A 24,322-nucleotide genomic window follows, 5' to 3' on the forward strand; every position below is an offset into this window, starting at 1 on the left:
CCCACGGACTCAGGGCACGAGTCTGCGCGCCCGCAGCGCCAGGCTCAACGCCAGTACCGTCTGCGGGTCTTCGAGGTCCGTGCCGAGCAACTCCCCGATGCGGGCGAGCCTGTTGTAGAGGGTCTGCCGGTTGAGATGCAGTTCGCGGGCCGTCTCCGCCTTGCGGCCCGCGTGCGCCAAGTACGTTTCCAGCGTGGGCAGCAGGGGCGGTTTCGAGCGGTTGTCGTGGTCGCGGAGCGGGCCGATCGCGCGGTCCACGAAGGCCGCCAGGTCGGGATGGTCGCGCAGCCGCCACAGCAGCAGTTCGATGTCCAGGCGCCGGGCGTCGTACCAGGGGCGGTCGGACAGGCCCTGGGCCGCCGTCGCCGTCTCGGCCGCGTGCCGCAGTCCCGCCGAGGCCGCCGCCCAGCCGCCGGCCACCCCGACGACCACGATCGGCGGCTGCGCGCCCGGCCGTTGCATCCCCGCCCGCTCAACTCCCGCCCGCAGCGCCGCCGCCACCCGGTCCGCGACCGCCGACCGCTCCGACTCCGAGCGCAGGCCGAGGAGGAGTGGGACGCGGCCCTCCACCGGTCGTACGCCCAGCAGGACCGGGACACCGACCGAGGCCAGCTCCTCCGCGACCGCGCGGGCCAGGACCGCCCAGCCGCCGCCGGGTGCGGCCAGCGCGTCGCCGAGGCGCATCACCACCGGCAGCAGCGGGCTGGTGCCGGGCTTGAAGCCCAGTACGCGGGCCTGGGCCGGGGCGTCCTCGGCGGCGATGCGGCCCTCGGCGAGGTCGGTCAGGAAGTCGCCGCGTCCGCGCGCCGCCAGTTCCTCCTCCTGGCGGGCCTGCATCAGGACCACGGCGAGGATGCCCGCGGCCCGTTCGGCGGCGATGCGGTGCACGGGGGCGAGCGGCGCCCGCACCGGAAGCAGCACGATCCGCGCCCGCACCGAACACGTACCGGGACCGCCTCCGGGCACGTCCACCACGACCGAACCGGCGGACGGCGAGGCGTCCTTGTGCGGGCCGCGCAGCCCCTCCCACACCTGGAGCGGGTCGGCGCCCTCGGGTCCGGACCCCGCCGCGTACAGGAGTTGGCCGTCCGGGGTCTCCAGGAAGACCGGGTTGCCGCTGAAGTCGGCCAGGATGCCCAGGACTTGGGGGATTCCACCGCCGCCGAGCAGCGCCTGGGTACAGCGGCGGTGGACCTCTTCGGCCTGCTGGAGCAGCGCGTAGTGGCCGTTGACGATCTCGGTGTGGATCTCCTCGGTGACCGCGACGAACGGGACCTCGCGGTGCAGCTGGACCAGCGGGAGACCGGTCGCCCGGGCCGTCTCGACGAGGGTGGCGGGCAGCCGGGTGAAACGCGGGCCGAGTTCGACGACCAGGGCCGCGATGCCGCGGTCGGCCAGGGTGCGGACGAACGCGCGCTGCTCCGCCGGGCGCGTGCCGAGGCCGTAGCCCGTGGTCAGGAGGAGTTCGCCGCCCTTGAGGAGGGAGGCGATGTTCGGGACCTCGCCCGCGTGCACCCACCGCACGGTCCGCTGGAGCCGGTCGGCGCCCGCCAGGATCTCCGGCAGCCCGCTGCGCAGCCCGGGCAGCTCCAGCGCCCGCTGAACGGTGATACCGGCGCCCTGGCTGTCGAATGTGCTGTCCGTACGGCTGTCCATGAAGCGGACGCTACCTGCGCGGATGCCCTCCGCACATCTCGGCCTAGGCCGGCGCGATGTTGTGGTTGAAGCGGAAAACGTTGTCGGGGTCGTACTCCCGCTTCACCGCCGCGAGCCGCCGGGTGTTCTCGGCGCCCAGGCCCGCCGTCACGCGGTCCGTGCCCTCGTCGCCGACGAAGTTGAGGTAGACCGCTCCGGTGCTCCAGGGCCGGACCCGGGCGCGGACGTCCTTGACCCACGCGATGCAGCGTTCGTCGTCGGCCGGGTCCTCCCAGATGCCGAAGGGGTGCACGGCCCAGGGCGCGTCCCGGTACGGCACCGGGAATTCGGAAGGGCCGGAGGCGATCGCGCCGCCCAGCGGGAACAGCACGTGCTGGGTGCCCGTGGGGACCGGCATGCTCTCGCCGAGCGCGCAGTACACGTCCGTGAGCTCGTCGGGCGCGCCCGTCAGATACTCGGCCGACCAGTAGTTCCGCAGGTTCGGCGGATCGTCGAGCATCGTCTGGAACCGGGGATACGGCAGCGCGGCGACGACCTCGACCTCGTGCGGCAGGGCCAGCAGCGGCTGGGCCAGCTTGCGCAGATCCTCCTCGGCCCCGGCGTAGGTGAGCAGAGCGCCGCACAGCCGTGTGCCGACCAGGTGCTCGGGCACGAACTCCTCGGGCGGGCCGGTGAGATAGATGACTCCGCCGCTCGCCTCCTGCGGGCCGGTCTCGATGATCTCGCGGTAGGTGCGGACCACCTCCGGGCCGTGCTCGGGGTCGTACATCATCAACGCGACGGAGAACCGGGGCAGTTCGTGCAGTCTCAGGGTGAGCGCGGTGGCGATGCCGAAGTTCCCGCCGCCGCCGTGCAGGGCCCAGAACAGTTCCGGGTTCTCCTCGGCGCTCGCGTGCACCACGCGCGCGTCGGCGGTCACCAGGTCGACGCCGAGCAGGTTGTCGACGGCGAGTCCGAAGGCGCGGTCCAGCCAGCCGCTGCCGCCGCCCAGGACGAAGCCGCCGACCCCGGTCGTGGACACCCGGCCGCCGGTGGTGGCGAGGCCGTGTTCCTGGGTCGCGGCGTCCAGTTCGCTCATGGTGGCCCCGCCGGCGATCCGTACCGCCCGGGCCGCCGGGTGCACGGTCACCGCGCGCATATGGCGCAGGTCCACGACGAGCGCCCCGTCGCCCACCGCCATGCCCGCGACACTGTGCCCGCCGCCGCGCACCGCGATCGGCAGGTCCAGCTTGCGCCCGAAACGCACGGCCCGTACGACGTCGGCCTCGTCCACGCACTGGGCGATCACGGCGGGACGCCGGTCGATCATCGCGTTGAAGACGAGACGGGCGTCGTCGTAACCCTGATCCCCCGGGGCGAACACGTCGCCGACCAGATCCTCGCGCAACGCGACAAGGGCCGCGCCCGCCGTAGAGAGGGAGGCCATGGCCGTCCCCTTCCAGAAAGGGGCATATGTGATGCTTCCAGCGTAGGCGCGCTCGGCCCGGCAGTCGCGCTGTGGGTTCACCCGGCCGTCCCTGACGGTCGAGGGCGGGGTGTCGTGGGGCGGCTTCCCGTTCCCCGCCGGGACCCGGAGCAGTACGGGACGGGCCCGCCGGATCGTCCTCCGATCCGGCGGGCCCGTTTCGCGTACGCCGACGGGCTCAGCCGCCGTAGGCCCCCGAAGCCGTCAGCCGTAGCGCCGTGTCGATCAGCGGGACGTGGCTGAAGGCCTGCGGGAAGTTGCCGACCTGGCGTTGCAGGCGCGGGTCCCACTCCTCGGCGAGGAGGCCCAGGTCGTTGCGGAGCGAGAGGAGCTTCTCGAAGAGCTTGCGGGCCTCGTCCACGCGGCCGATCATCGCGAGGTCGTCCGCCATCCAGAACGAGCAGGCCAGGAACGCGCCCTCGTCGCCGGGGAGGCCGTCGACGCCCTCGTCCTCGCCCGAGGTCGGGTAGCGCAGGATGAAGCCGTCCGGGGTGGACAGCTCGCGCTGGATCGCCTCGATCGTGCCGATCACGCGCTTGTCGTCCGGGGGCAGGAAGCCCATCTGCGGGATGAGCAGCAGCGAGGCGTCCAACTCCTTCGAGCCGTACGACTGCGTGAAGGTGTTGCGCTCCTTGTCGTAGCCGCGCTCGCACACGTCCCGGTGGATGTCGTCGCGCAGTTCGCGCCACTTCTCCAGCGGGCCGTCCGCGTCGCCCGACTCGATCAGCTTGATCGTGCGGTCGACCGCGACCCAGGCCATCACCTTCGAGTGCACGAAGTGGCGGCGCGGGCCGCGCACCTCCCAGATGCCCTCGTCGGGCTCGTCCCAGTGCTTCTCCAGGTAGCGGATCAGCTTGAGTTGGAGGAGGGACGCGTAGTCGTTGCGGGCCAGGCCCGTCATGTGGGCCAGGTGCAGGGCCTCGGTGACCTCGCCGTAGACGTCCAGCTGGAGCTGGTGCGCCGCGCCGTTGCCGACTCGCACCGGGCCCGAGTTCTCGTAGCCCGGCAGCCAGTCCAGCTCCGCCTCGCCGAGCTCGCGCTCGCCGGCGATGCCGTACATGATCTGCAGGTTCTCCGGGTCGCCGGCCACCGCGCGCAGGAGCCACTCGCGCCAGGCGCGGGCCTCCTCGCGGTAGCCGGTGCGCAGGAGGGAGGAGAGGGTGATGGCCGCGTCGCGGAGCCAGGTGTAGCGGTAGTCCCAGTTGCGGACGCCGCCGATCTCCTCCGGGAGGGAGGTGGTGGGCGCGGCGACGATGCCGCCGGTCGGGGCGTACGTGAGGGCCTTGAGCGTGATCAGGGAGCGGACCACGGCCTCGCGGTAGGGGCCGTGGTACGTGCACTGGTCGACCCAGTCGCGCCAGAACTCCTCGGTCGCCACCAGGGACTGCTCCGGCTCGGGGAGGGCCGGGGGCTGCTTGTGCGAGGGCTCCCACGAGATCGTGAACGCGATGCGGTCACCCGGCGCGACGGTGAAGTCCGCGTAGGTCGTGAGCTGCTTGCCGTAGGTCTCCGCCGATGTGTCGAACCACACGGAGTCGGGGCCCGCGACGGCCACCGTGCGGCCCTCGTGCTTGTGCACCCACGGGGTGACCCGGCCGTAGGAGAAACGCATGCGGAGGGTCGAGCGCATCGGGACGCGGCCGGAGATGCCCTCCACGATGCGGATCAGCTGGGGGGCGCCGTCGCGAGGGGGCATGAAATCGGTCACGCGGACCGTGCCTCGCGGGGTGTCCCACTCGGACTCCAGGATCAGCGAGTCGCCGCGGTAGCCGCGCCGGGCCGCCTTGGGCGGCGGGGCATCGGAGGCGTGGGCGGGGCCCAGCCGCCAGAACCCGTGTTCCTCCGTGCCCAGCAGACCGGCGAAGACGGCATGCGAGTCGAAGCGGGGCAGGCACAGCCAGTCCACTGTGCCGTCCACGCAGACCAATGCCGCGGTCTGCATGTCTCCGATGAGTGCGTAATCTTCGATGCGCCCGGCCACGTGCAACTCCAGTCGAACGGCCACGTCGCCCCACGAAAAAGGGGCGGTCGCTGTGTGCGGTCAAGGGATCGTTTGTAGTGCGTCGTTGAGCCATGAAGCAAATGGGGGTCGTTGCTCAACGAACTGACGAGCTCTCGTTGTTCCGGATGTACGGGCGGGGGTGGTGCCGTGTTCCGGACCGGCTCGGCAGCGAGTGTCCGAGCAGGATACGACGCACGTAGATGATCTGTGTGCCGCTCTCGCCAACGGACCTGGGCCGAACGGGTGAGCAACGGGTGAGAAGCAGGTAACCAGGGCGCGTCCGGGTCGACGTGAGCCGCGTGTGTGTCGAGGTGAGCGCGGAGCGTGGCCGGAAGCCATCTCCTCCGGGCGCTGATACCCTGGTAGCCCGTGGACCGGTGGGCAGGAAACCCCCGAACCGCAGCGACGGCTCCTCCAGAAAAACCCGGGTTCACCGGGCGGGCAGCCGCACCGCACCCCAGACCGCGACCACGGGAGCCCCCTCTTGGCCATGCCGCCCGCTTCGTTTCGAAATAGCACAGCCCGAAACAGCAACACCACGACGACCAAGCACATCTTCGTCACCGGGGGTGTCGCCTCCTCGCTCGGCAAGGGCCTCACCGCCTCCAGCCTCGGCATGCTCCTCAAGGCGCGGGGCCTGCGCGTCGTGATGCAGAAGCTCGACCCGTATCTGAACGTCGACCCCGGCACGATGAACCCCTTCCAGCACGGTGAGGTGTTCGTCACCAACGACGGCGCGGAGACCGACCTCGACATCGGACACTACGAGCGCTTCCTGGACCGCGACTTGGACGGCAGCGCCAATGTCACTACGGGCCAGGTCTACTCGACGGTGATCGCCAAGGAGCGGCGCGGCGAGTACCTGGGCGACACCGTGCAGGTCATCCCGCACATCACCAACGAGATCAAGCACCGCATCCGGCGCATGGCGACCGACGAGGTCGACGTCGTCATCACCGAGGTCGGCGGCACGGTCGGCGACATCGAGTCGCTGCCGTTCCTGGAGACGGTCCGCCAGGTCCGCCACGAGGTCGGCCGGGACAACGTGTTCGTGGTCCACATCTCCCTCCTGCCGTACATCGGCCCCTCGGGCGAGCTGAAGACCAAGCCCACCCAGCACTCGGTCGCGGCCCTGCGGAACATCGGTATCCAGCCGGACGCGATCGTGCTCCGGTCGGACCGCGAGGTGCCCACCGCGATCAAGCGCAAGATCTCGCTGATGTGCGACGTCGACGAGGCAGCCGTCGTCGCCTGCCCCGACGCGCGCTCGATCTACGACATCCCCAAGACCGTGCACACCGAGGGCCTGGACGCCTATGTCGTCCGCAAGCTGGACCTGCCGTTCCGCGATGTGGACTGGACGACCTGGGACGACCTGCTCGACCGCGTCCACAACCCGGTGCACGAGATCAACCTCGCGCTGGTCGGCAAGTACATCGACCTGCCCGACGCCTATCTCTCGGTCACCGAGGCGCTGCGGGCCGGCGGCTTCGCCAACAAGGCCCGGGTGAAGATCAAGTGGGTCACCTCGGACGACTGCAAGACCCCGGCCGGCGCCGCCAAGCAGCTCGGTGACGTGGACGCGATCTGCATCCCCGGCGGCTTCGGCGACCGCGGCGTGTCCGGCAAGGTCGGCGCCATCCAGTACGCCCGCGAGCACAAGATCCCGCTGCTCGGCCTCTGCCTGGGCCTCCAGTGCATCGTGATCGAGGCCGCGCGCAACCTCGCCGGCATCGCGGACGCCAACTCCACCGAGTTCGACGCGGCCACCGGCCACCCGGTCATCTCCACCATGGCCGAGCAGCTCGACATCGTCGCCGGCGAGGGCGACATGGGCGGCACCATGCGCCTGGGCATGTACCCGGCCAAGCTCGCCGAGGGCTCCATCGTGCGCGAGGTCTACGACGGCAAGGAGTACGTCGAGGAGCGCCACCGCCACCGCTACGAGGTGAACAACGCCTACCGCGCCGAGCTGGAGAAGAAGGCCGGACTGCAGTTCTCCGGCACGTCCCCGGACGGCAAGCTCGTGGAGTACGTGGAGTACCCGCGCGAGGCCCACCCTTACCTCGTCGCCACCCAGGCCCACCCCGAGCTGCGCTCCCGCCCGACCCGGCCGCACCCGCTCTTCGCGGGCCTGGTCAAGGCGGCCGTGGCGCGCAAGACGGGCAATTAGCCCAAGGGTTGTACGGTGATCGGGGTGCGCGCCTTCAACAGGTGTGCACCCCGGCCGTTTTGTACGTGACGTTCCGGCAAGTGTGATTCGTGTACGTGTGTTTCGTGTACGTGTGGAGGGACAGCGCATGACGATCAAGGACACCCCGGAGGAGTGGGAGATCCGGGCGACCGCGACCCCCTTCGTCGGCAACAAGACCTCCGTGCGCACCGACGACGTGGTCATGCCCGGCGGCGCGGTCGTGCACCGCGACTACCAGGTCCACCCCGGCTCCGTGGCCGTCCTCGCCCTCGACGAGGAGGACCGGGTGCTCGTCATCCGGCAGTACCGCCACCCCGTGCGGCAGAAGCTGTGGGAGATCCCGGCCGGACTGCTCGACATCCCCGGTGAGAACCCGCTGCACGCCGCCCAGCGCGAGCTGTACGAGGAGGCACACGTCAAGGCCGGGGACTGGCGGGTGCTGACCGACGTCTACACCACGCCCGGCGGCTGCGACGAGGCCATCCGCATCTTCCTGGCCCGGGATCTCTCCGAGGCCGAGGGAGTGCGCTTCGAGGTCGAGGACGAGGAGGCCGACATGGAGCACGCGCGTGTGCCCCTCGACGACCTCGTCCGCGGGGTCCTCGCCGGCGAGCTGCACAACAACTGCCTCGCCGTCGGCGTCCTCGGCCTGGTCGCCGCCCGGCACGGCGACGGCGTCGAGGCGCTGCGCCCCGCCGAGGCGCCGTGGCCCGCTCGTCCCTTCGAGTCCTGAACCCAAGCCTCCCCCCGGTCGGACCTTTGGTGTGACGATCGGCTGATCCGATCGGGGGATGTGCCCGCCGCGCTCCGCACGGTTCGTCGCAGAGCGTGAACTAGGCTCTGGAATCACCCGATCCGGAGTCCCGGCGGGCTATGCGCGTGCAGTGGGACGGGAGTGTGGCCCGTGACGGATCAGGCGGTGGACACCGGCGGCGTGAGGCTGTCCGAGGACACTTCTGCCGAGGGCCAATTCCTGGGCCGGGCAAGAGAGTTGAAGGAGCTGCGCGCCGACATCGAGCGCGCGGGCCTGGACACGATCGCGGGCCGCAAGGCCCCCCGCGCCCGGGTCCTCCTCATCGCCGGCAAGCCCGGCTCCGGCCGCACCGCGCTCGCCGAGGAACTCGTCCGGCAGGTCGCTGACCGTTACGACGCCGGTGTGTTCCGGGCCCGGCTGAGCGAGCCCGACGGCACCCCCGTCCCCACCGAGCGCACCGCCCGCGAGCTGCTCACCGCCCTGGAGCTGCCGACCCCGGCCGGCGCCTCCGAGGACGACCTCTCGGACATCCTGCGCGCGGCCCTCACCGACCGGCGGGCGCTGCTCCTGCTCGACGACGCGGCCGACGCCGAGCAGGTCGACGCGCTGCTGCCGGACTCCCCGGACTGCCTGGTCGTCGCCGTCTCCGGCGGCCCGCTCACCGGCATCGCCGACGTCCGCCCCTGCACCCTGGGCGGCCTCGACACCAAGTCCGCGCTGGAACTGCTCACCCGGTACACCGGCGCGGTCCGCGTCACCGTCGACCCGCTGGCCGCCGAGGGCCTGGTCGAGGTCTGCCGCACCCAGCCCGCCGCGCTCACCCTGGCCGGCGGCTGGCTCGCCGCCCGCCCGCAGGCGGCCGTCGCCGACCTCGCCAAGCACCTGCACGCCGAGAGCGACGAGGGCACCCCGCTGAGCCGCGTCTTCGGGCTCGTCCACGGCTCGCTGCCCAGCCCCGCCGCCCGGATACTGCGACTGCTCTCCCTCGCCCCGGCCGGCCTGGTCGACCCGCAGACCGCCTCCGCGCTGGCCGGCTGCTCGGTCAACGGCGCCCGCACCACCCTGGACGACTTCGTCACCGCGGGACTGCTGCGGGCCCTGGACTCCCCGCTGCCGCAGTACGAGGTCCCCGGCTGCCTCCAGCCGCTCCTGCACGCCCTCGCCGAGACCCAGGACCGCCCGGCCGAACTCCAGCTGGCCCGCGCCCGCATGCTGGAGCGGACCGTACGGCTGCTCCAGTCCTGCCGTGCCATCACCGAGACCGACAGCCCCCAGGCCAAGGAAAAACTCCTCGGCATGCCCAGCTCGCTGCGCTTCCCCAACCCCCGGGCCGCCGCCGACTGGCTGCGCCTCAGCCAGCCCGCCCTGCTGGCCTGCGCCCGCCTCGCGGTCGCCGACGGCGAACTCGACACGCTGGCGCGCCGGTTGATGTCCCAGCTCGTGCGCGCGATGGTCGCCCACTTCGGCACCCAGGCCGCCGCCCCCGAGCTCTACGGCATCCACCGCCTCGTCCTCGACGTGGCGGAGCGGCGGAACCTGCCCCGCGAGCAGGCCGCCGCGCTGCTGAACCTCGCCGATCTGGACGCGCAGACCGGCCGTACGACCGAGGCACTGGCCCGCTACCGGGCCGCGCTGGACGCCGGACGCGAGGCGAACGACCCGTATGCGACCGGCCGCGCGATGGAATCCGTAGGCGGCGCGCACCAGGAGCTCGGCGACCACGACCGGGCCGCCGACTGGTTCGGCCGCGCGCTGGCCCAGCGCCAGGCCCGGGACGAGCGCGCGGACGCCGCCCGGCTGTACGGCCGGATCGCCGCCGCGCACACCTACGCGGGCCGCTACGGCGAGGCGCTGAGGAACTGGCGGGCGGCTGTCGCCGGGTACCGCAAGAACGGTGATGTGCCCGCCCAGGCAAGGGCGTTGAGCGAGCTGGCCCGGGTCCAGGAGTACGCCGGTCGCCCCGAGGAGTCGCTGCTCACCTGCCACGAGGCCGTCGAGTGGGCGCGCCGCGCGGAGGACGTCCGGTTGCAGGCCGCGTTGCAGTTGCGGCTGGCCGACACCCTCGACCGGCTCGCCGACCCGGCGTCCGCCGCGCTGCACCGCGGGACGGCCGAGCGGATGCTGGGCGAGGAGCTCCAGGAGGGCGATCCCGCCCCCGAATCCCTGGAACATGACGCTAACGCCTGCGAAATCCGTAGTACATCCACTGAAGATTGATGCATTGAAAGGCTAGACACCGAGAACGCCTTCATTAAACTGGCTCTGCCGCACCTTCTCCTGCGGTCTCCCGGTGCGCTCATGCATGTCCGGGTATGAGATGTATTGCCCCACACCCTCTGAGCCAAGGACCGTGATCCACGTGAAGGTCGGCATCCCCCGCGAGGTCAAGAACAACGAGTTCCGGGTGGCCATCACACCCGCCGGCGTGCACGAACTGGTGCGCCACGGCCACCAGGTCCTCATCGAGCAGAACGCCGGCGTCGGCTCCTCGATCCCGGACGACGAGTACGTCGCGGCGGGCGCGCGGATCCTCGCCACCGCCGACGAGGTCTGGGCCGCCGCCGACCTGCTGCTCAAGGTCAAGGAGCCCATCGCCGAGGAGTACCACCGCCTCCGCAAGGACCAGACGCTCTTCACGTACCTGCACCTGGCCGCCTCCAAGGAGTGCACCGACGCGCTCATCGAGTCCGGCACCACCGCGATCGCCTACGAGACCGTCGAGCTGCCCGGCCGCGCGCTGCCGCTGCTCGCCCCGATGTCCGAGGTCGCGGGCCGGCTGGCCCCGCAGGTCGGCGCCTACCACCTGATGCGCTCGGTCGGCGGTCGCGGTGTGCTCCCCGGCGGTGTCCCCGGCACCCAGCCCGCGCGGGCCGTCGTCATCGGCGGCGGTGTCTCCGGCTGGAACGCCACGCAGATCGCCGTCGGCATGGGCTTCCACGTCACGCTGCTCGACCGCGACATCAACAAGCTCCGCGAGGCCGACAAGGTCTTCGGCACCAAGGTCCGGGCGATCATGTCCAACTCCTTCGAGCTGGAGAAGGCCGTCCTGGACGCCGACCTCGTCATCGGCGCGGTGCTCATCCCGGGCGCCAAGGCACCGAAGCTCGTCACCAACGAACTCGTGTCGCGCATGAAGCCCGGAAGTGTTCTTGTCGACATCGCGATCGACCAGGGCGGCTGCTTCGAGGACTCCCGCCCGACGACCCACGCCGAGCCGACCTTCCCGGTCCACGACTCGGTCTTCTACTGCGTCGCCAACATGCCCGGCGCGGTGCCCAACACGTCGACCTACGCACTCACCAACGCGACGCTGCCGTACATCGTGGAGCTCGCGAACCGCGGCTGGGTCGAGGCGCTGCGACGTGATCCTGCTCTCGCCAAGGGTCTCAACACCCATGACGGCAAGGTGATTTACCGCGAGGTCGCCGAAGCGCACGGACTGGAGCATGTCGAGCTGGAGAGCCTGCTCGGCTGACTCTGTCGACTAAGTCACCGTTCAGCAAAAGGCGATACGTCAACACAGGTCGTCAACACCGCGCGCCCGGCCGGACCTTGCTCGACAGGTCCGGCCGGAAGTGTGTGTATGGTCACTTTGCGGCGATCGGCCAACTCGCGCCGAACATAACCCTTGAGACGATTCGTGCACCGGTGAAACCTGCCGTGCGACTGCCGTACGCCCTTGACAGAGGGATGTTTCATTGCCGACACATCGGGCCGGGTCCGGCGGATTGTGTTGCTGCGAACACCCGACACGCCATAGAGTCGCCGAACGTCGGCATGGTGCCACGCTGACCTATCGAGAAATTCCCTGGTCACCAAGGAGGTAAGACGACTTGTGAATGAGTCGACATTTTCTCCCGGGGGTGGTCAACCAGGAACGGCTGCAAGGGGCCAGGAGCCCGCGGGGTTCGAGGCTGTCGGCTCCGTTGCTGTGCGCACCTTCGCAGCCCACCAAGGTCACCAGCAGCCAGGGGTGACCCAGCCAGCACACCAGAGCATGGATGGCCATCACGTGAACGCCATGGCCGGCGACGGAAGGGGCACGCCCCGCAACCAGTTCGCCGACTACGACGAACTGCCCGACGGGCACTTCTACGACCCCGACGCCGAATACGAGCCCGATCCCGAGTACGCGGCCACGCTCGCGCCCGACGCGGCCCGCCAGCGCCGTGAGCGCGTGGGCCCGACCGGACGCCCGCTGCCCTACTTCCCGATCCCGGGTCCGCTGACCAGTCACGGCCCCGCGACGATCGTCGCGATGTGCAACCAGAAGGGCGGCGTCGGCAAGACCACGTCGACCATCAACCTGGGTGCCGCGCTCGCGGAGTACGGACGACGTGTACTGCTCGTCGACTTCGACCCGCAGGGCGCGCTGTCGGTCGGACTCGGCGTCAATCCCATGGAGTTGGACCTCACCGTCTACAACCTGCTCATGGAGCGGGGCATGTCGGCCGACGAGGTGCTTCTCAAGACAGCTGTCCCGAACATGGACTTGCTGCCCAGCAACATCGACCTGTCCGCCGCCGAAGTGCAGTTGGTGAGCGAGGTCGCGCGCGAGTCCACCCTGCAGCGGGCGTTGAAGCCGCTGATGGCCGACTACGACTACATCGTGATCGACTGTCAGCCCTCCCTCGGCCTGCTCACCGTGAACGCCCTGACGGCGGCTCACAAGGTGATCGTGCCGCTGGAGTGCGAGTTCTTCGCGCTGCGTGGAGTCGCGCTGCTGACGGAGACCATCGAGAAGGTCCAGGAGCGGCTCAACCCGGAGTTGGAACTCGACGGCATCCTCGCCACGATGTACGACTCCCGTACCGTGCACAGCCGTGAGGTGCTCGCGCGCGTGGTCGAGGCGTTCGACGATCACGTCTACCACACGGTCATCGGGCGCACGGTGCGCTTCCCGGAGACCACGGTCGCCGGTGAGCCGATCACGACGTACGCCTCCAACTCCGTCGGTGCCGCCGCCTATCGCCAGCTCGCCAGGGAGGTGCTCGCCCGGTGTCACGCCGAGTGAGTCTGCCGGGGGCCGACGAACTGTTCCGTACGACAGGGGGGATGGCGCTTCAGTCGTCCACCCCCAGGAGCCGGGCCAACGGCGAGGCCCGGGTGCCGGCTCCGGCGGGGGAGAGCGACGGCGCCGCCGCCGGCGAGGACGCCCCGCATTCCGTACCCGCCCAGGGCGGTGACGGCGAGGGCGCCGAGCATGTGGCGGCGGACGCGGACGGCGGCGAGTCCCGCAGCCGGTCCGCGGACGGCTCCGGGCGACGTCAGGGGGCGCAGGAAGGTTCTGCCCAGCCCCGGAAGCAGCGTCAGGGAGCGCAGGCCCAGCGCCGGCCCACCGGGCGCGAGCGGCACGACGAGAAGATCACCGTGTACGTCTCCGCCGAGGAACTCATCGACCTGGAGCACGCACGCCTGATGCTCCGGGGCGAGCACGGCCTCGCGGTCGACCGCGGGCGGATCGTGCGCGAGGCGGTCGCCGTCGTCCTGGCCGATCTGGAGTCCCGCGGGGACGCGAGCATTCTCGTACGCCGGCTTCGCGGGCGGTAGCGGTAGCCTGCGAGGGCCATGACCTCGAACGACGCTCCCGCCGCCGGCACACCTGCCGGACGTCGGCGTGCGCTGGGGAAAGGGCCACTGGCTCCGCCGGTCGAGCAGGTTTCGCCTCCTGCGGAGAGCGAGTCGTCAACCGAGGTTGATCCTTCGGTTCCGGACGATGGTGTGTTCAAGGTCCGGCTCGCCAATTTTGAGGGCCCGTTCGATCTTCTCCTCCAGTTGATCTCGAAGCACAAGCTCGATGTCACCGAGGTGTCGCTGTCCAAGGTCACCGACGAGTTCATGGCGCACATCAGGGCGATGGGCCCCGACTGGGACCTGGACCAGACGACCGAGTTCCTCGTCGTCGCGGCGACCCTGCTGGATCTGAAGGCGGCCCGACTGCTGCCCGCCGCGGAGGTCGAGGACGAGGCCGACCTGGCGTTGCTGGAGGCCCGGGACCTGCTGTTCGCGCGGCTGTTGCAGTACCGGGCGTACAAACAGATCGCCGACATCTTCAACCGGCGTCTCGACGAGGAGGCCCGGCGCTACCCCCGGACCGTCGGACTCGAACCGCACCACGCCGAGCTGCTGCCCGAGGTCGTCATCCGGATCGGCCCGGAGGGCTTCGCCCGGCTCGCCGTCAAGGCGATGCAGCCCAGGCCCAGGCCGCAGGTGTACGTCGACCACATCCACGCGCCGCTGGTCAGCGTGCAGGAGCAGGCCGGGATCGTGGTGGCACGGCTGCGGGAGCTCGGCGAGGCCAGTTTCCGCACGCTGGTCGAGGACGTCGACGACACCCTGACCGTCGTGGCGAGGTTCCTGGCCCTGCTGGAGCTGTACCGGGAGAAGGCCGTCGCGCTGGACCAGGAGATCGCGCTCGGGGATCTGATCGTGCGCTGGACCGGTGGGGAGGGGGAAGGCGAGCCGGTGGTGACGGACGAGTTCGACCGGCCGCCCGAGCCGCCCAAGGAGACCAAGGAGGAGTCGGCGTGAGCGAGGAGACCACGGGCGTACCGGCGAGCCCGTCCGCCGTCGCGGAACTCGACCTCAAGCCTGCCCTGGAGGCCGTCCTCATGGTCGTGGACGAGCCCGCGACCGTGGAGCACCTGGCGAAAATACTCCAGCGGCCCAAACGGCGGATCGCGGACGCGTTGCGCGAGCTGGCCGACGAGTACACCGTCCAGGGGCGCGGTTTCGAGCTGCGGCTGATCGCCGGGGGCTGGCGTTTCTACTCCCGCCCGGAGTTCGCGCCGGCCGTCGAGGGCTTCGTCCTGGACGGTCAGCAGGCCCGGCTCACCCAGGCGGCGCTGGAGACCCTGGCGGTCGTCGCGTACCGCCAGCCGGTCAGCCGCAGCAGGGTCTCGATGGTCCGCGGAGTCAACTGCGACGGTGTGATGCGCACCCTGTTGCAGCGGGGTCTCGTCGAGGAGGCGGGCACGGAACCCGAAACAGGTGCGATCCTGTACGTGACGACGAACTACTTTCTGGAGCGGATGGGCCTGCGCGGCCTGGACGAGCTCCCGGAGCTCGCGCCCTTCCTCCCTGAGGCTGAGGCGATCGAGGCGGAGACGCTGGAAGGGGTCCCGTCGTTCGATCCGGATGCACCGGATGCAGATGCAGACGAAACGACGACGACGGAACTTTGATGCGAAGCAGTGGCAGTGGCAGTAGTGGTGGCGGCAGGAACAGCGGGCGCGGCAACCCCCGCGGGACCGGTGGGGGCGGCAATCCCCGTGGTTCCGGCGGAGGCGGCGGCTCCCGTGGCTCCGGCGCGGGCGGCAGCTCCCGGGGAACCGGTGCTGGTGGCAGTTCCCGTGGCTCCGGCGCAGGTGGCAGTTCCCGGGGTTCCGGCGCGGGCAACTCCCGCGGGAGCGGTGGCGGCGGCTCGCAGCCGAGGGGCGCGGGCAGCGCGGGAGGGCGCGACGACCGGCCGAAGCGCGCCGCCAATCCCCGTCCCGAGGAGCGCCGCTACGACGTAGGCCCCGGGGCGTCCCACGAGGGCCCGAAGTCCGGGCGCGGTGCCGCCGCGCGCGGCGGTGCCAAGGGCGGCCCCAAGCAGGGCCAGGGCACCGGGCGCGGGCGTTCGGTGCCGGCGACCTCGCGTGAGTACGACGCGCGGGCCGAGGAGCGCAACCGGGAGCGGTACGCGGGCAAGAAGGACATCAAGCCGCCCAAGACCTTCCCGGGCGCCGAGCAGGAGGGCGAGCGCCTCCAGAAGGTCCTCGCACGCGCGGGCTACGGCTCGCGGCGCTCCTGCGAGGAGCTGATCGAGCAGTCCCGGGTCGAGGTCAACGGCGAGATCGTGGTCGAGCAGGGGCTGCGTGTCGACCCCGAGCACGACGAGATCAAGGTCGACGGGCTGACGGTGGCGACGCAGTCGTACCAGTTCTTCTCGCTGAACAAGCCCGCCGGTGTCGTCGCGACGATGGAGGACCCCGAGGGCCGGCAGTGCCTCGGCGACTACGTCACCAACCGGGAGACCCGCCTCTTCCACGTCGGGCGGCTCGACACCGAGACCGAGGGTGTGATCCTGCTCACCAACCACGGCGAGCTGGCGCACCGGCTGACCCACCCCAAGTACGGCGTGAAGAAGACCTACCTCGCGCACATCGTGGGCCCGATCCCGCGCGATCTGGGCAAGCAGCTCAAGGACGGCATCCAACTGGAGGACGGGTACGCGCGTGCGGACCACTTCCGGGTCGTCGAGCAGACCGGCAAGAACTACCTCGTCGAGGTGACTCTCCACGAGGGCCGCAAGCACATCGTGCGGCGCATGCTCGCGGAGGCCGGGTTCCCGGTCGACAAGCTGGTGCGGGTGTCCTTCGGTCCGATCACCCTGGGCGACCAGAAGTCGGGCTGGCTGCGGCGGCTGTCGAACACCGAGGTCGGCATGCTGATGCAGGAAGTCGATCTGTAGGTCGCCCGGTAAGTCGATCTCCACAAGCGCGAGTTGAGTGCGGCCGGTTCCGGGTTCTCCGGGGCCGGCCGCTTCGTTTTTGTCGGGTGCGGGGGGTTGTGCCGGGCTGCGGCCGCTCTTTATAGTCGAACTGACTATTAACGGGGTGAAGCACCATGACCACAACACCGGCCTACGACAAGTACGCCTTCGAACCTTTCGCCGTCACCGCCGACCTCGCCGTCCTCACGATCCGCGCGGGCGCCCTGCACGTGCTGCTCGTCGAGCGCGGCCAGGAGCCGTACGCGGGACAGTGGGCACTGCCCGGTGGATTCGTGGCGCCCGACGAGTCCGCGGAGACGGCCGCCCGGCGTGAACTCGCCGAGGAGACCGGCCTGTCGGAGGTCTCCGGGCTGCACCTGGAGCAACTGCGCACCTACAGCGAGCCCGACCGCGACCCCCGTATGCGGGTCGTCACCGTCGCCTTCGCCGCGCTGCTGCCCGGCCCTCCCCCAGACTCCGTCCGGGGGGACCCCCACCTCGCTTCGCTCGAGCCGCGCGCGGGCAGCGACGCGGCGCAGGCCCGCTGGCTGCCGTACGACACGCTCGGGCCGCTCGCCTTCGACCACGACCGGATCCTGGCCGACGCGCGCGAACGGGTGGGCGCCAAGCTGGAGTACAGCTCCCTCGCCACCGCCTTCTGTCCGCCCGAGTTCACGCTGGGGGAGCTGCAACAGGTTTACGAGACCGTGTGGGGCGCCGAGTTGGACCGCCCCAACTTCCGCCGCAAGGTGCTCGCGACACCGGGTTTCGTCGAACCGGTGCCGGGCGGTGCCAAGTTGACCGGCGGTCGCGGCAAACCCGCGGCGTTGTACCGCGCGGGCGCCGCTGTCGCCCTGTACCCGCCGCTGCTCCGGCCGTCCCTGGGCTCGGCCTCGGCCTCGGAAGGGAGCCCCGCATGACCACGACCGGTGTCCGCAAGAGTGCCGCCACGGGAGCCCTGATGGGCCTCGCCCTCGGGGACGCGCTCGGTTTCCCGACCGAGTTCAACGACGTGCCCTCCATCCTCGCCAAGTGCGGCCCCTGGCGGGAGATGGGACTGCCGAGGCCCGCGATCGTCACCGACGACACGCAGATGACACTGGCGCTGGGGCGGGGGCTGCGAACCGCCATGGACCGGGCGGTACTTGGGCCCGACGCAATGGCCGGGCCGGTGCGTGCGGAGTTCGTGGCGTGGAACCGCTCCCCGGACAACAACCGTGCTCCGGGGCGCACTTGCCTCACGGCCTGCGACCTGTTGGAGCGGCCGGACCGGGTCTGGCAGGACGCCAGCCAGATCGGCTCGAAGGGCTGCGGGGCCAACATGCGGGTCGCGCCGGTCGGGCTCGTCCCCGGTCTGAACGACGAACAGCGGTCCGGCGCCGCCCAGTTGCAGTCCGCGCTGACCCACGGTCACCCGACCGCCCTCGCCGCGTCCGACCTCACCGCGCATGCCGTACGACTGCTCGCGCAGGGCGCCGAGCCGACCGGGCTGGTCGGGCTGCTGCGGTCGTACGCCGTGGAGAACCGGACCCGCTATCACCACCGTTGGCTCGGTGACCTGTGGACGCGGAGCCAGGACCCCACGCCCGAGCACTTCATCGCGCGGGGCTGGGACGAGTGCCTGGACATACTCGGGCGGCTGGAGGACGCGGTATGGACCGTCTCCCCGGAGACCGACCCGTGTCTGGCCACCGGCGCGGGCTGGATCGCCGAAGAGGCCCTGGCGACCGGCCTGTTGTGCTTCCTCCTGTTCGTGGAGGAACCGGTGACCGCGCTACGGCGGGCGGCCTGCACATCCGGTGACTCGGACTCGATCGCGTGTCTCGCGGGGGCGTTCGCCGGGGCGCATCTGGGGGAGGGGGCCTGGCCGGGGGAGTGGGCGGGGCGGATCGAGTATCGGGGTGAGCTGTTGGCGCTCGGGGCCCTCTGGGACGCTTGAGGGATGATCGACGTTCTCGAAATCGACCTCAAGCCCGTGGTGGCGGAGCAGCCCGACCTTCTCCTCTTCGCCACCGTCTCCGGCGCGCACCTCTACGGTTTCCCGTCCCGTGACTCGGACGTGGACCTGCGGGGTGTGCACCTGCTGCCGACCGCCGAACTCGTCGGCCTGCGCGAGCCCGACGAGACACGGTCCAAGATGTGGTTGCGGGACGGCGTCGAGATGGACCTCGTCACCCACGACCTGCGCAAGTTCGTACGGCTGATGCTGCGGCGCAACGGCTATGTGCTGGAGCAGTTGCTGTCCCCGCTCGTCGTGCACACCACCGACGCCCACCGGGAGCTGGCCGCTCTCGCGCCGGGCGTTCTCACCAGCCATCACGCCCACCACTACCGGGGTTTCGCCGAAACCCAGTGGCGGCTGTTCGAGAAGACCGGCGAACTCAAGCCGCTGCTCTACACGTTCCGTGTGCTGCTCACCGGCATTCACCTCATGCGCAGCGGCGAGGTGCAGGCCCATCTGCCCACGCTCGTGGGGGAGGTCGAGGCTCCGCCGTACGTCACGGAGCTGATCGCGGTGAAGGCCGAGCGTGAGCACGGGGATGCCGAGGTCGACCACGCGCGTGTGCGGGCCGACATCGAGCGTCTGCACGGCGAACTGGACGCGGCGCAGGAGGCGTCAGTCCTCCCGGACGCCCCGAGTGCCCACGACGCCCTGCACGAGTTCGTCGTACGGATCCGCCTGGAGGGCTGAGGCGCGGCGGACCCGGATCAGGAAGTCCTCCACGCGGCGCCGGTCCGGCTCCGCCGGGAGCGGTGTGTGAGTGGCCGCCTCGTCCGTCTCCGTCGCCAGGCGGGTCATCCACAACTCGACCTCCGGCCAAGGGACTTCACCGCGCTTGACCGACAGCAGGGCCGCGCGCCGGTCGCCGACGTCGAGCGTCAGGGTGCCCGTGCGGAGCAGGTCGCGGGCGCTGGTGAGCAGGCGGAGCAGATGCATCGCGTGTTTCCAGCGCGGGGCGCCGTGCGTGCGGAGGTCGGCCTCCAGCTTCTTGCGCTGGCCCAACGCGTAGCGCGTGAACGTCTCGTGGACCCGGCGGGAGAGGAACGCGCCGCGCAGGGCGAGGAGTTCGCGACCGGTGTCGTCGATGTGCTCGACGAGCGGGGAGTGCAGGCACTCCAGGATGTTGGGGTTCGCGCGCAGGGCCAGTTCGCAGAAGCGCTCCAGCTCCCAGCTGAACTGCTCCTCCGCCGGGCCCTCCACATGCGTCGGCGGCTTCTCGAAGCGCCAGAAGAGGGGAGTGGGGGCGAGAAAGACGCCCCGGCGGTCCGTGTCGCTCGCGTCCGTCGCCAGGCCGAAGGCGCGCGAACCCATCACGCAGGCGTAGATCGTGTGGTCGCGGACCAGGGACTCGGGTTGCATTCCGGGAGCGTACGCGGCAGTTCACGCCAGGCGGATCGAATTTCCCTCCACGGTGATCTGCTCCGCGGGCAACGGCTTCGGCGCCGGGCCGCCCGCGACCGAACCGTCCGCGATCTTGAACTTGCTGCCGTGGCACGGGCAGTCGATGGTGCCGTTCGCGACGGTGCTCACCGTGCAGCCCTGGTGGGTGCAGATCGCCGAGAAGGCCTTGAACTCGTCCTTCTTCGGCTGGGTCACCACGATCTTCTGGGCCTTGAGGATCTTGCCGCCGCCGACGGGGATGTCGGAGGTCTTCGCCAACTCCTCGCCGCCGGAGGCCTGTACGGACGACGAGCCCGAGGAGTCGTTGCTGTCGCCGTACTTGCTGCATCCCGCGGCGAGCGCGGCGGCAGCGGTGGCCGCACCCGTGGCGAGGACCGTGCGGCGCGTCGAGCTGTCGGTCATGTGGTCACTCCGAAAGGGTTCGTCGTGCGGTCACTGCGACGGTGGTCAAGTCGTCACTCCGAGAGGGGTCATGTCGTCACTCCGACCGTGCGGAAGAACCAGAGCGCGGAGGTCAGCCAGAGCAGCGTGAGGGCGGTGAAGACCAGTCCGCCGACGACCGGCAGCAGCCAGCCGGGCAGGCGCTCCGAGCGGAGCAGCAGCATCTTGGCACTGAACGCGCCGAAGAACGCGCACCCCAGGAGGGAGTGCCACATCACGCGTGTCGAGTACGTCTGATAGCCGAACGCGTAGAGGCAGTGCACGGCGACCGGCACCGCCAGCAGGAACGCGATCCGCCCCGACCAGCGGTGCAGGGTCGCCGACCAGCTCGGGCCGGGCAGCCTGCCGTAGACCATGAAGGCCGAGACGACCTGGACGAGGGCGAAGAAGAAGGCGGCCGTCGCGAGCCAGGACTTCACCGCGCCCGTGCTGCTGAAGCCGGCGAGGTTGAAGGCGGTGCCGGCCGGGTCGTGGACCTTGCCGTAGACGCCGAGTCCCACGGCCACCGCGCCGGCCACCAGGGCCGGGATCAGATAGCGGGCGGGGCTGTCGCGGTGGCGGGCGGGCGGGCGCGGGGGGTAGGCCTGGGTGGCGGCGTTCGGGTCGACGGTCATGATCGGCTCCCTGAGGCGGACGGTGGGTCAGGGGGTGACGGGTTGTGCCGTGAGCTGCTGACCGTCGACCGTGACCGTGCCGGTCTCCGGGTCGATACGGGGTGCGGCGGCGGCCTTGCCGTCGCGGGTGACGATGCCGGTCTGGCGGCCGTTCGGCAGCACGATCCAGCCGCCGTCGATCTTGGCGCCGCGCACCTTGGCCGTGGCGCGCCACAGGCCCGACGGCTTGACGGCCTTGTCGGCGGTGAACGCGTACTTCCGTCCCTCGTCCTTGACGGTGCCGAGGATCTTCTTGCCCTGCTGGAGCTTGCCGTCGAGCACGGCGCCGTTCGGGGCGGTGAGCTTCATGGTGCCGTCGTCCTCGACGGGGCCCCTGAGCCAGGCCTCCTTGTAGCGGCCGTCGCAGAAGTAGGCGACCGCCTTGCCGTCCCGGATCGACACGGCGACCGAGGCGGTGTCGTCGTCGGTGCGGCCCGCGTAACTGGCGTTCGCGACCGGGGACTTCGACGGGGTCGGGCTGGGGGTGACGGTCGGTTTCCGGGTCGGTGACGGGTTCGCCGACTTCTTCGGTGACGCCGACGGTGACGCGTCGCTGTACGAGGACGACGCGGTCTTCGTCCCCGACGTCGCGTTGAGCGTCAGCATGAACAGGCCCAACACCAGACCCGCCAGAAGAGTGAGCAGTGGTCCCGGACGCTTCATTACTGTCCTCCCCCGAGGCGAGCTTCCAGCCCATGACAGCGGACTCGGGGCCGTGGGTAAAGAGGCATACGGTGATGATCTCACCCCAAGTAGCGGAACGGGATGATTCGGGTGACATTGGCAGGGTTCGAGGCCGGGCCCCGATCGGCGGACGGCCACGCAGGACCCGAGCAACGCGCCCAGAACCTTGAACCGGTCCGGCAGCAGTCCCTGTGGCCCGTCTCAGGGGGCGGGCGCCGCGCACCGGTACCGGACGGGCTGATTAGGCTGGATGTACCAAGAGCCGTACATCAGCGAGGAGCAGAGCCGTGGCGGTACGAGCGGTCCGGGGCGCCGTCCAGCTGGACAGGGACGAGGCCGGCCACATGGACGAGCAGGTCGGGGCGCTGCTCACCGCCGTCCTGGAGCGGAACGGCCTCACCGCCGACGATCTGATCAGCGTCTGGTTCACGGCGACGCCCGATCTGCACAGCGACTTCCCGGCCGCCGCCGCCCGCAAGCTCGGCGGCGACTTCGCGGACGTGCCGCTGATCTGCGCGCAGGAACTGGACATCGCCGGTGCCATGCCCCGCGTGGTCCGCGTCCTCGCGCACATCGAGTCCGACAAGCCCCGCGCCGACATCACGCACGTGTACCTCGGTGCGGCGGCCGCCCTGCGCAAGGACATCGCCCAGTGAGGACCGCGCTCGTCATCGGCACCGGGCTCATCGGTACGTCCGCCGCGCTCGCCCTCGTCTCGCGCGGTGTCGTCGTGCACCTCGCCGACCACGACCCCGAGCAGGCCCGTACGGCCGCCGCGCTGGGCGCCGGCACCGACGAGGCGCCGGACGGGCCCGTCGACCTCGCGATCGTCGCCGCGCCGCCCGCGCTGGTGGCCGGGGTGCTCGCCGACGCGATGCGCCGGGGGGCGGCCTGCGGCTACCTCGACGTGGCCAGCGTCAAGGGCGGTCCGCGCCGGGAGCTGGAGGCGCTCGGCCTCGACCCGTCGGTGATGTCGAGGTACATCGGCTCGCACCCCATGTCCGGGCGCGAGAAGTCGGGGCCGCTGGCCGCGACCGGGGATCTCTTCGAGGGCCGGCCCTGGGTGCTGACGCCCACCCGCGACACGGACACCGAGGTGCTGAACCTCGCCCTTGAGCTGGTCTCGCACTGCCGTGCCGTGCCGGTCGTCATGGATGCCGATGCCCACGACCGGGCGGTGGCTCTGGTCTCCCACATGCCCCATCTCGTGTCCAGCATGGTCGCCGCTCGGCTGGAGAACGCGGAGGAGGCCGCCGTACGGCTGTGCGGGCAGGGGATCCGTGATGTGACCCGGATCGCCGCGTCCGATCCCCGGATGTGGATCGACATTCTGTCCGCGAACCCCGGGCCGGTCGCCGATCTGCTCACCGATGTCGCCGGGGATCTGGAGGAGACGGTGCGGGCGTTGCGCGCGCTTCAGTCCGCCGACGACGTCAAGCGGGGTGAGGGTGCCGCCGGTATCGAGGACGTGCTGCGCCGGGGCAACGCGGGGCAGGTCCGTGTGCCCGGCAAGCACGGGTCCGCTCCGCGGGTGTACGAGGTTGTGGCTGTGCTGATCGACGACCAGCCTGGGCAGTTGGCCCGGATCTTCGCGGACGCGGGGATGGCCGGGGTCAACATCGAGGACGTGCGGATCGAGCACGCGACGGGGCAGCAGGCGGGTCTCGTGCAGTTGATGGTGGAGCCGAGGGCTGCGCCTGTGCTGACGGCGGGGCTTCGGGAGCGGGGCTGGGCGATCCGGCAGTAGGCGCGCGGCGTGGGGGTGGGCACCGGGCGTCGGTGTGGGCGTCGGAAGAGCGGGGGCCGGACGAGTGACGCGCACCCAGTAACCTTGTCCGGGGCGCACTCGCATCCCCACCCCGCTCACCACCCCGCACCAGGAAGGTGTCCTCCCGTGGAAAACGGCGCCGCCCGGACCGCCCCGGCAGTGATTGTCGCCATCGACGGCCCCTCCGGCACGGGCAAGTCGAGCACGTCGAAGGCCGTGGCCGCGCAGCTCGGGCTGAGCTATCTGGACACCGGGGCCCAGTACCGGGCGATCACCTGGTGGATGGTGAGCAACGGGATCGACATCACCGACCCCACCGCGATCGCCGACGCGGCGGGCAAGGCGGACATCGTCTCGGGCACCGACCCGGCGAACCCGACGATCAGCGTGGACGGCGTGGACGTGGCCGGCCCGATCCGTACGCAGGAGGTCACCTCCAAGGTCAGCGCGGTCAGCGCGGTGCCCGAGGTGCGGGCCCGGATCACCGAGTTGCAGCGGTCGCTGGCCGCCGGCGCGGAGCACGGGATCGTCGTCGAAGGGCGGGACATCGGGACGACCGTGCTGCCCGACGCCGACCTGAAGGTCTTCCTCACCGCGTCCCCGGAGGCGCGGGCCGCCCGCCGCAGCGGTGAGCTGAAGGGCGCCGACGTGCAGGCCACCCGCGAGGCGCTGCTGAAGCGTGACGCAGCCGACTCCTCGCGCAAGACCTCGCCGCTCGCGAAGGCGGACGACGCGGTCGAGGTGGACACCTCCGACCTCACGCTCCAGCAGGTCATCGAGTGCGTCGTCACCCTCGTCGGGGAGAAGCGGGCAGTGAAGTGACCGC

At 70.8% G+C, this 24,322-nt stretch carries 22 protein-coding genes; 15 read left to right on the top strand and 7 right to left on the bottom strand.

Annotated features, from left to right (window positions below):
* Window positions 1-9: 9 nt before the first annotated feature.
* The 3 genes from ACIRRY_RS26490 to ACIRRY_RS26500 all read right to left on the bottom strand — a co-directional run bounded on the left by ACIRRY_RS26490 (window position 10) and on the right by ACIRRY_RS26500 (window position 5,102).
* A complete protein-coding gene (locus ACIRRY_RS26490) occupies window positions 10-1,656 on the bottom strand; it encodes a PucR family transcriptional regulator (RefSeq protein ID WP_403977037.1) in 1,647 nt (548 codons plus the stop codon).
* 43 nt (window positions 1,657-1,699) lie between these two features.
* Window positions 1,700-3,082, bottom strand: a complete 1,383-nt coding sequence (locus ACIRRY_RS26495) for an FAD-binding protein (RefSeq protein ID WP_403977038.1) — start codon at window positions 3,080-3,082, stop codon at window positions 1,700-1,702.
* A gap of 217 nt (window positions 3,083-3,299) precedes the next feature.
* Window positions 3,300-5,102 carry a glycoside hydrolase family 15 protein gene (locus ACIRRY_RS26500; protein WP_403977584.1) on the bottom strand — a complete coding sequence of 601 codons (1,803 nt, stop codon included), beginning with the start codon at window positions 5,100-5,102 and terminating at the stop codon, window positions 3,300-3,302.
* A gap of 511 nt (window positions 5,103-5,613) precedes the next feature.
* Between ACIRRY_RS26500 and ACIRRY_RS26505 the strand changes: the two genes are divergently transcribed.
* The 12 genes from ACIRRY_RS26505 (at window position 5,614) to ACIRRY_RS26560 (ending at window position 19,239) form a co-directional block, all read left to right on the top strand.
* The gene (locus ACIRRY_RS26505) at window positions 5,614-7,296 is read left to right on the top strand and encodes a CTP synthase (RefSeq protein WP_403977040.1); all 1,683 of its coding nucleotides are present in this window, start codon (window positions 5,614-5,616) and stop codon (window positions 7,294-7,296) included.
* A 127-nt stretch (window positions 7,297-7,423) separates the two neighbouring features.
* On the top strand, window positions 7,424-8,050 hold the full coding sequence (locus ACIRRY_RS26510) for an NUDIX domain-containing protein (RefSeq protein WP_403977042.1): 627 nt from the start codon (window positions 7,424-7,426) through the stop codon (window positions 8,048-8,050).
* A gap of 171 nt (window positions 8,051-8,221) precedes the next feature.
* Complete coding sequence (locus tag ACIRRY_RS26515) at window positions 8,222-10,288, top strand: tetratricopeptide repeat protein (RefSeq protein ID WP_403977044.1); 2,067 nt, start codon at window positions 8,222-8,224, stop codon at window positions 10,286-10,288.
* A 142-nt stretch (window positions 10,289-10,430) separates the two neighbouring features.
* Complete coding sequence (gene ald, locus ACIRRY_RS26520) at window positions 10,431-11,546, top strand: alanine dehydrogenase (protein ID WP_403977046.1); 1,116 nt, start codon at window positions 10,431-10,433, stop codon at window positions 11,544-11,546.
* Window positions 11,547-11,906: 360 nt separating this feature from the next.
* Window positions 11,907-13,085: a ParA family protein gene (locus ACIRRY_RS26525; protein WP_365308520.1), complete on the top strand. Its 1,179-nt coding sequence runs from the start codon at window positions 11,907-11,909 to the stop codon at window positions 13,083-13,085.
* Entirely contained in the window at window positions 13,070-13,621 is a 552-nt protein-coding gene (locus tag ACIRRY_RS26530) for a hypothetical protein (RefSeq protein WP_403977048.1), read from the top strand. Before ACIRRY_RS26525 ends, ACIRRY_RS26530 begins: the two co-directional genes overlap by 16 nt.
* 18 nt (window positions 13,622-13,639) lie before the next feature.
* Entirely contained in the window at window positions 13,640-14,602 is a 963-nt protein-coding gene (locus ACIRRY_RS26535) for a segregation and condensation protein A (protein ID WP_403977050.1), read from the top strand.
* On the top strand, window positions 14,599-15,255 hold the full coding sequence (scpB, locus tag ACIRRY_RS26540) for an SMC-Scp complex subunit ScpB (RefSeq protein ID WP_403977052.1): 657 nt from the start codon (window positions 14,599-14,601) through the stop codon (window positions 15,253-15,255). The genes ACIRRY_RS26535 and scpB overlap by 4 nt, the downstream gene beginning before the upstream one ends.
* Window positions 15,255-16,526, top strand: coding sequence for a pseudouridine synthase (locus ACIRRY_RS26545; protein ID WP_403977054.1), 1,272 nt, complete (start codon window positions 15,255-15,257; stop codon window positions 16,524-16,526). Before scpB ends, ACIRRY_RS26545 begins: the two co-directional genes overlap by 1 nt.
* A gap of 155 nt (window positions 16,527-16,681) precedes the next feature.
* Entirely contained in the window at window positions 16,682-17,467 is a 786-nt protein-coding gene (locus ACIRRY_RS26550; RefSeq protein ID WP_403977056.1) for an NUDIX hydrolase, read from the top strand.
* On the top strand, window positions 17,464-18,486 hold the full coding sequence (locus ACIRRY_RS26555) for an ADP-ribosylglycohydrolase family protein (protein WP_403977058.1): 1,023 nt from the start codon (window positions 17,464-17,466) through the stop codon (window positions 18,484-18,486). Before ACIRRY_RS26550 ends, ACIRRY_RS26555 begins: the two co-directional genes overlap by 4 nt.
* A 3-nt stretch (window positions 18,487-18,489) precedes the next feature.
* On the top strand, window positions 18,490-19,239 hold the full coding sequence (locus ACIRRY_RS26560) for a DNA polymerase beta superfamily protein (RefSeq protein WP_403977060.1): 750 nt from the start codon (window positions 18,490-18,492) through the stop codon (window positions 19,237-19,239).
* On the opposite strand, the gene ACIRRY_RS26565 is transcribed toward ACIRRY_RS26560, so the two are convergent.
* From ACIRRY_RS26565 to ACIRRY_RS26580, 4 genes are all read right to left on the bottom strand, one after another.
* Entirely contained in the window at window positions 19,165-19,908 is a 744-nt protein-coding gene (locus ACIRRY_RS26565) for a DNA polymerase beta superfamily protein (RefSeq protein WP_403977062.1), read from the bottom strand. The genes ACIRRY_RS26560 and ACIRRY_RS26565 overlap by 75 nt on opposite strands.
* Before the next feature lie 21 nt (window positions 19,909-19,929).
* Window positions 19,930-20,352, bottom strand: coding sequence for a Rieske (2Fe-2S) protein (locus ACIRRY_RS26570; protein WP_403977064.1), 423 nt, complete (start codon window positions 20,350-20,352; stop codon window positions 19,930-19,932).
* 68 nt (window positions 20,353-20,420) lie between these two features.
* A complete protein-coding gene (locus ACIRRY_RS26575; protein ID WP_403977066.1) occupies window positions 20,421-21,005 on the bottom strand; it encodes a DUF6529 family protein in 585 nt (194 codons plus the stop codon).
* A 27-nt stretch (window positions 21,006-21,032) separates the two neighbouring features.
* Entirely contained in the window at window positions 21,033-21,707 is a 675-nt protein-coding gene (locus tag ACIRRY_RS26580; protein ID WP_403977068.1) for a hypothetical protein, read from the bottom strand.
* Window positions 21,708-22,015: 308 nt separating this feature from the next.
* On the opposite strand from ACIRRY_RS26580, the gene aroH reads away from it, so the two are divergent.
* From aroH to cmk, 3 genes are all read left to right on the top strand, one after another.
* Window positions 22,016-22,384 (top strand): chorismate mutase, encoded by a 369-nt coding sequence (gene aroH, locus ACIRRY_RS26585; protein WP_403977070.1) that lies wholly within the window; start codon window positions 22,016-22,018, stop codon window positions 22,382-22,384.
* On the top strand, window positions 22,381-23,475 hold the full coding sequence (locus tag ACIRRY_RS26590; protein ID WP_403977072.1) for a prephenate dehydrogenase: 1,095 nt from the start codon (window positions 22,381-22,383) through the stop codon (window positions 23,473-23,475). The genes aroH and ACIRRY_RS26590 overlap by 4 nt, the downstream gene beginning before the upstream one ends.
* Window positions 23,476-23,622: 147 nt before the next feature.
* Window positions 23,623-24,318: a (d)CMP kinase gene (gene cmk, locus ACIRRY_RS26595; protein WP_403977074.1), complete on the top strand. Its 696-nt coding sequence runs from the start codon at window positions 23,623-23,625 to the stop codon at window positions 24,316-24,318.
* Window positions 24,319-24,322 lie beyond the last annotated feature (4 nt).

Origin of the sequence: Streptomyces sp. NPDC101776 (genome assembly GCF_044766845.1) — a bacterium.
Taxonomy (GTDB): Bacteria; Actinomycetota; Actinomycetes; order Streptomycetales; family Streptomycetaceae; genus Streptomyces.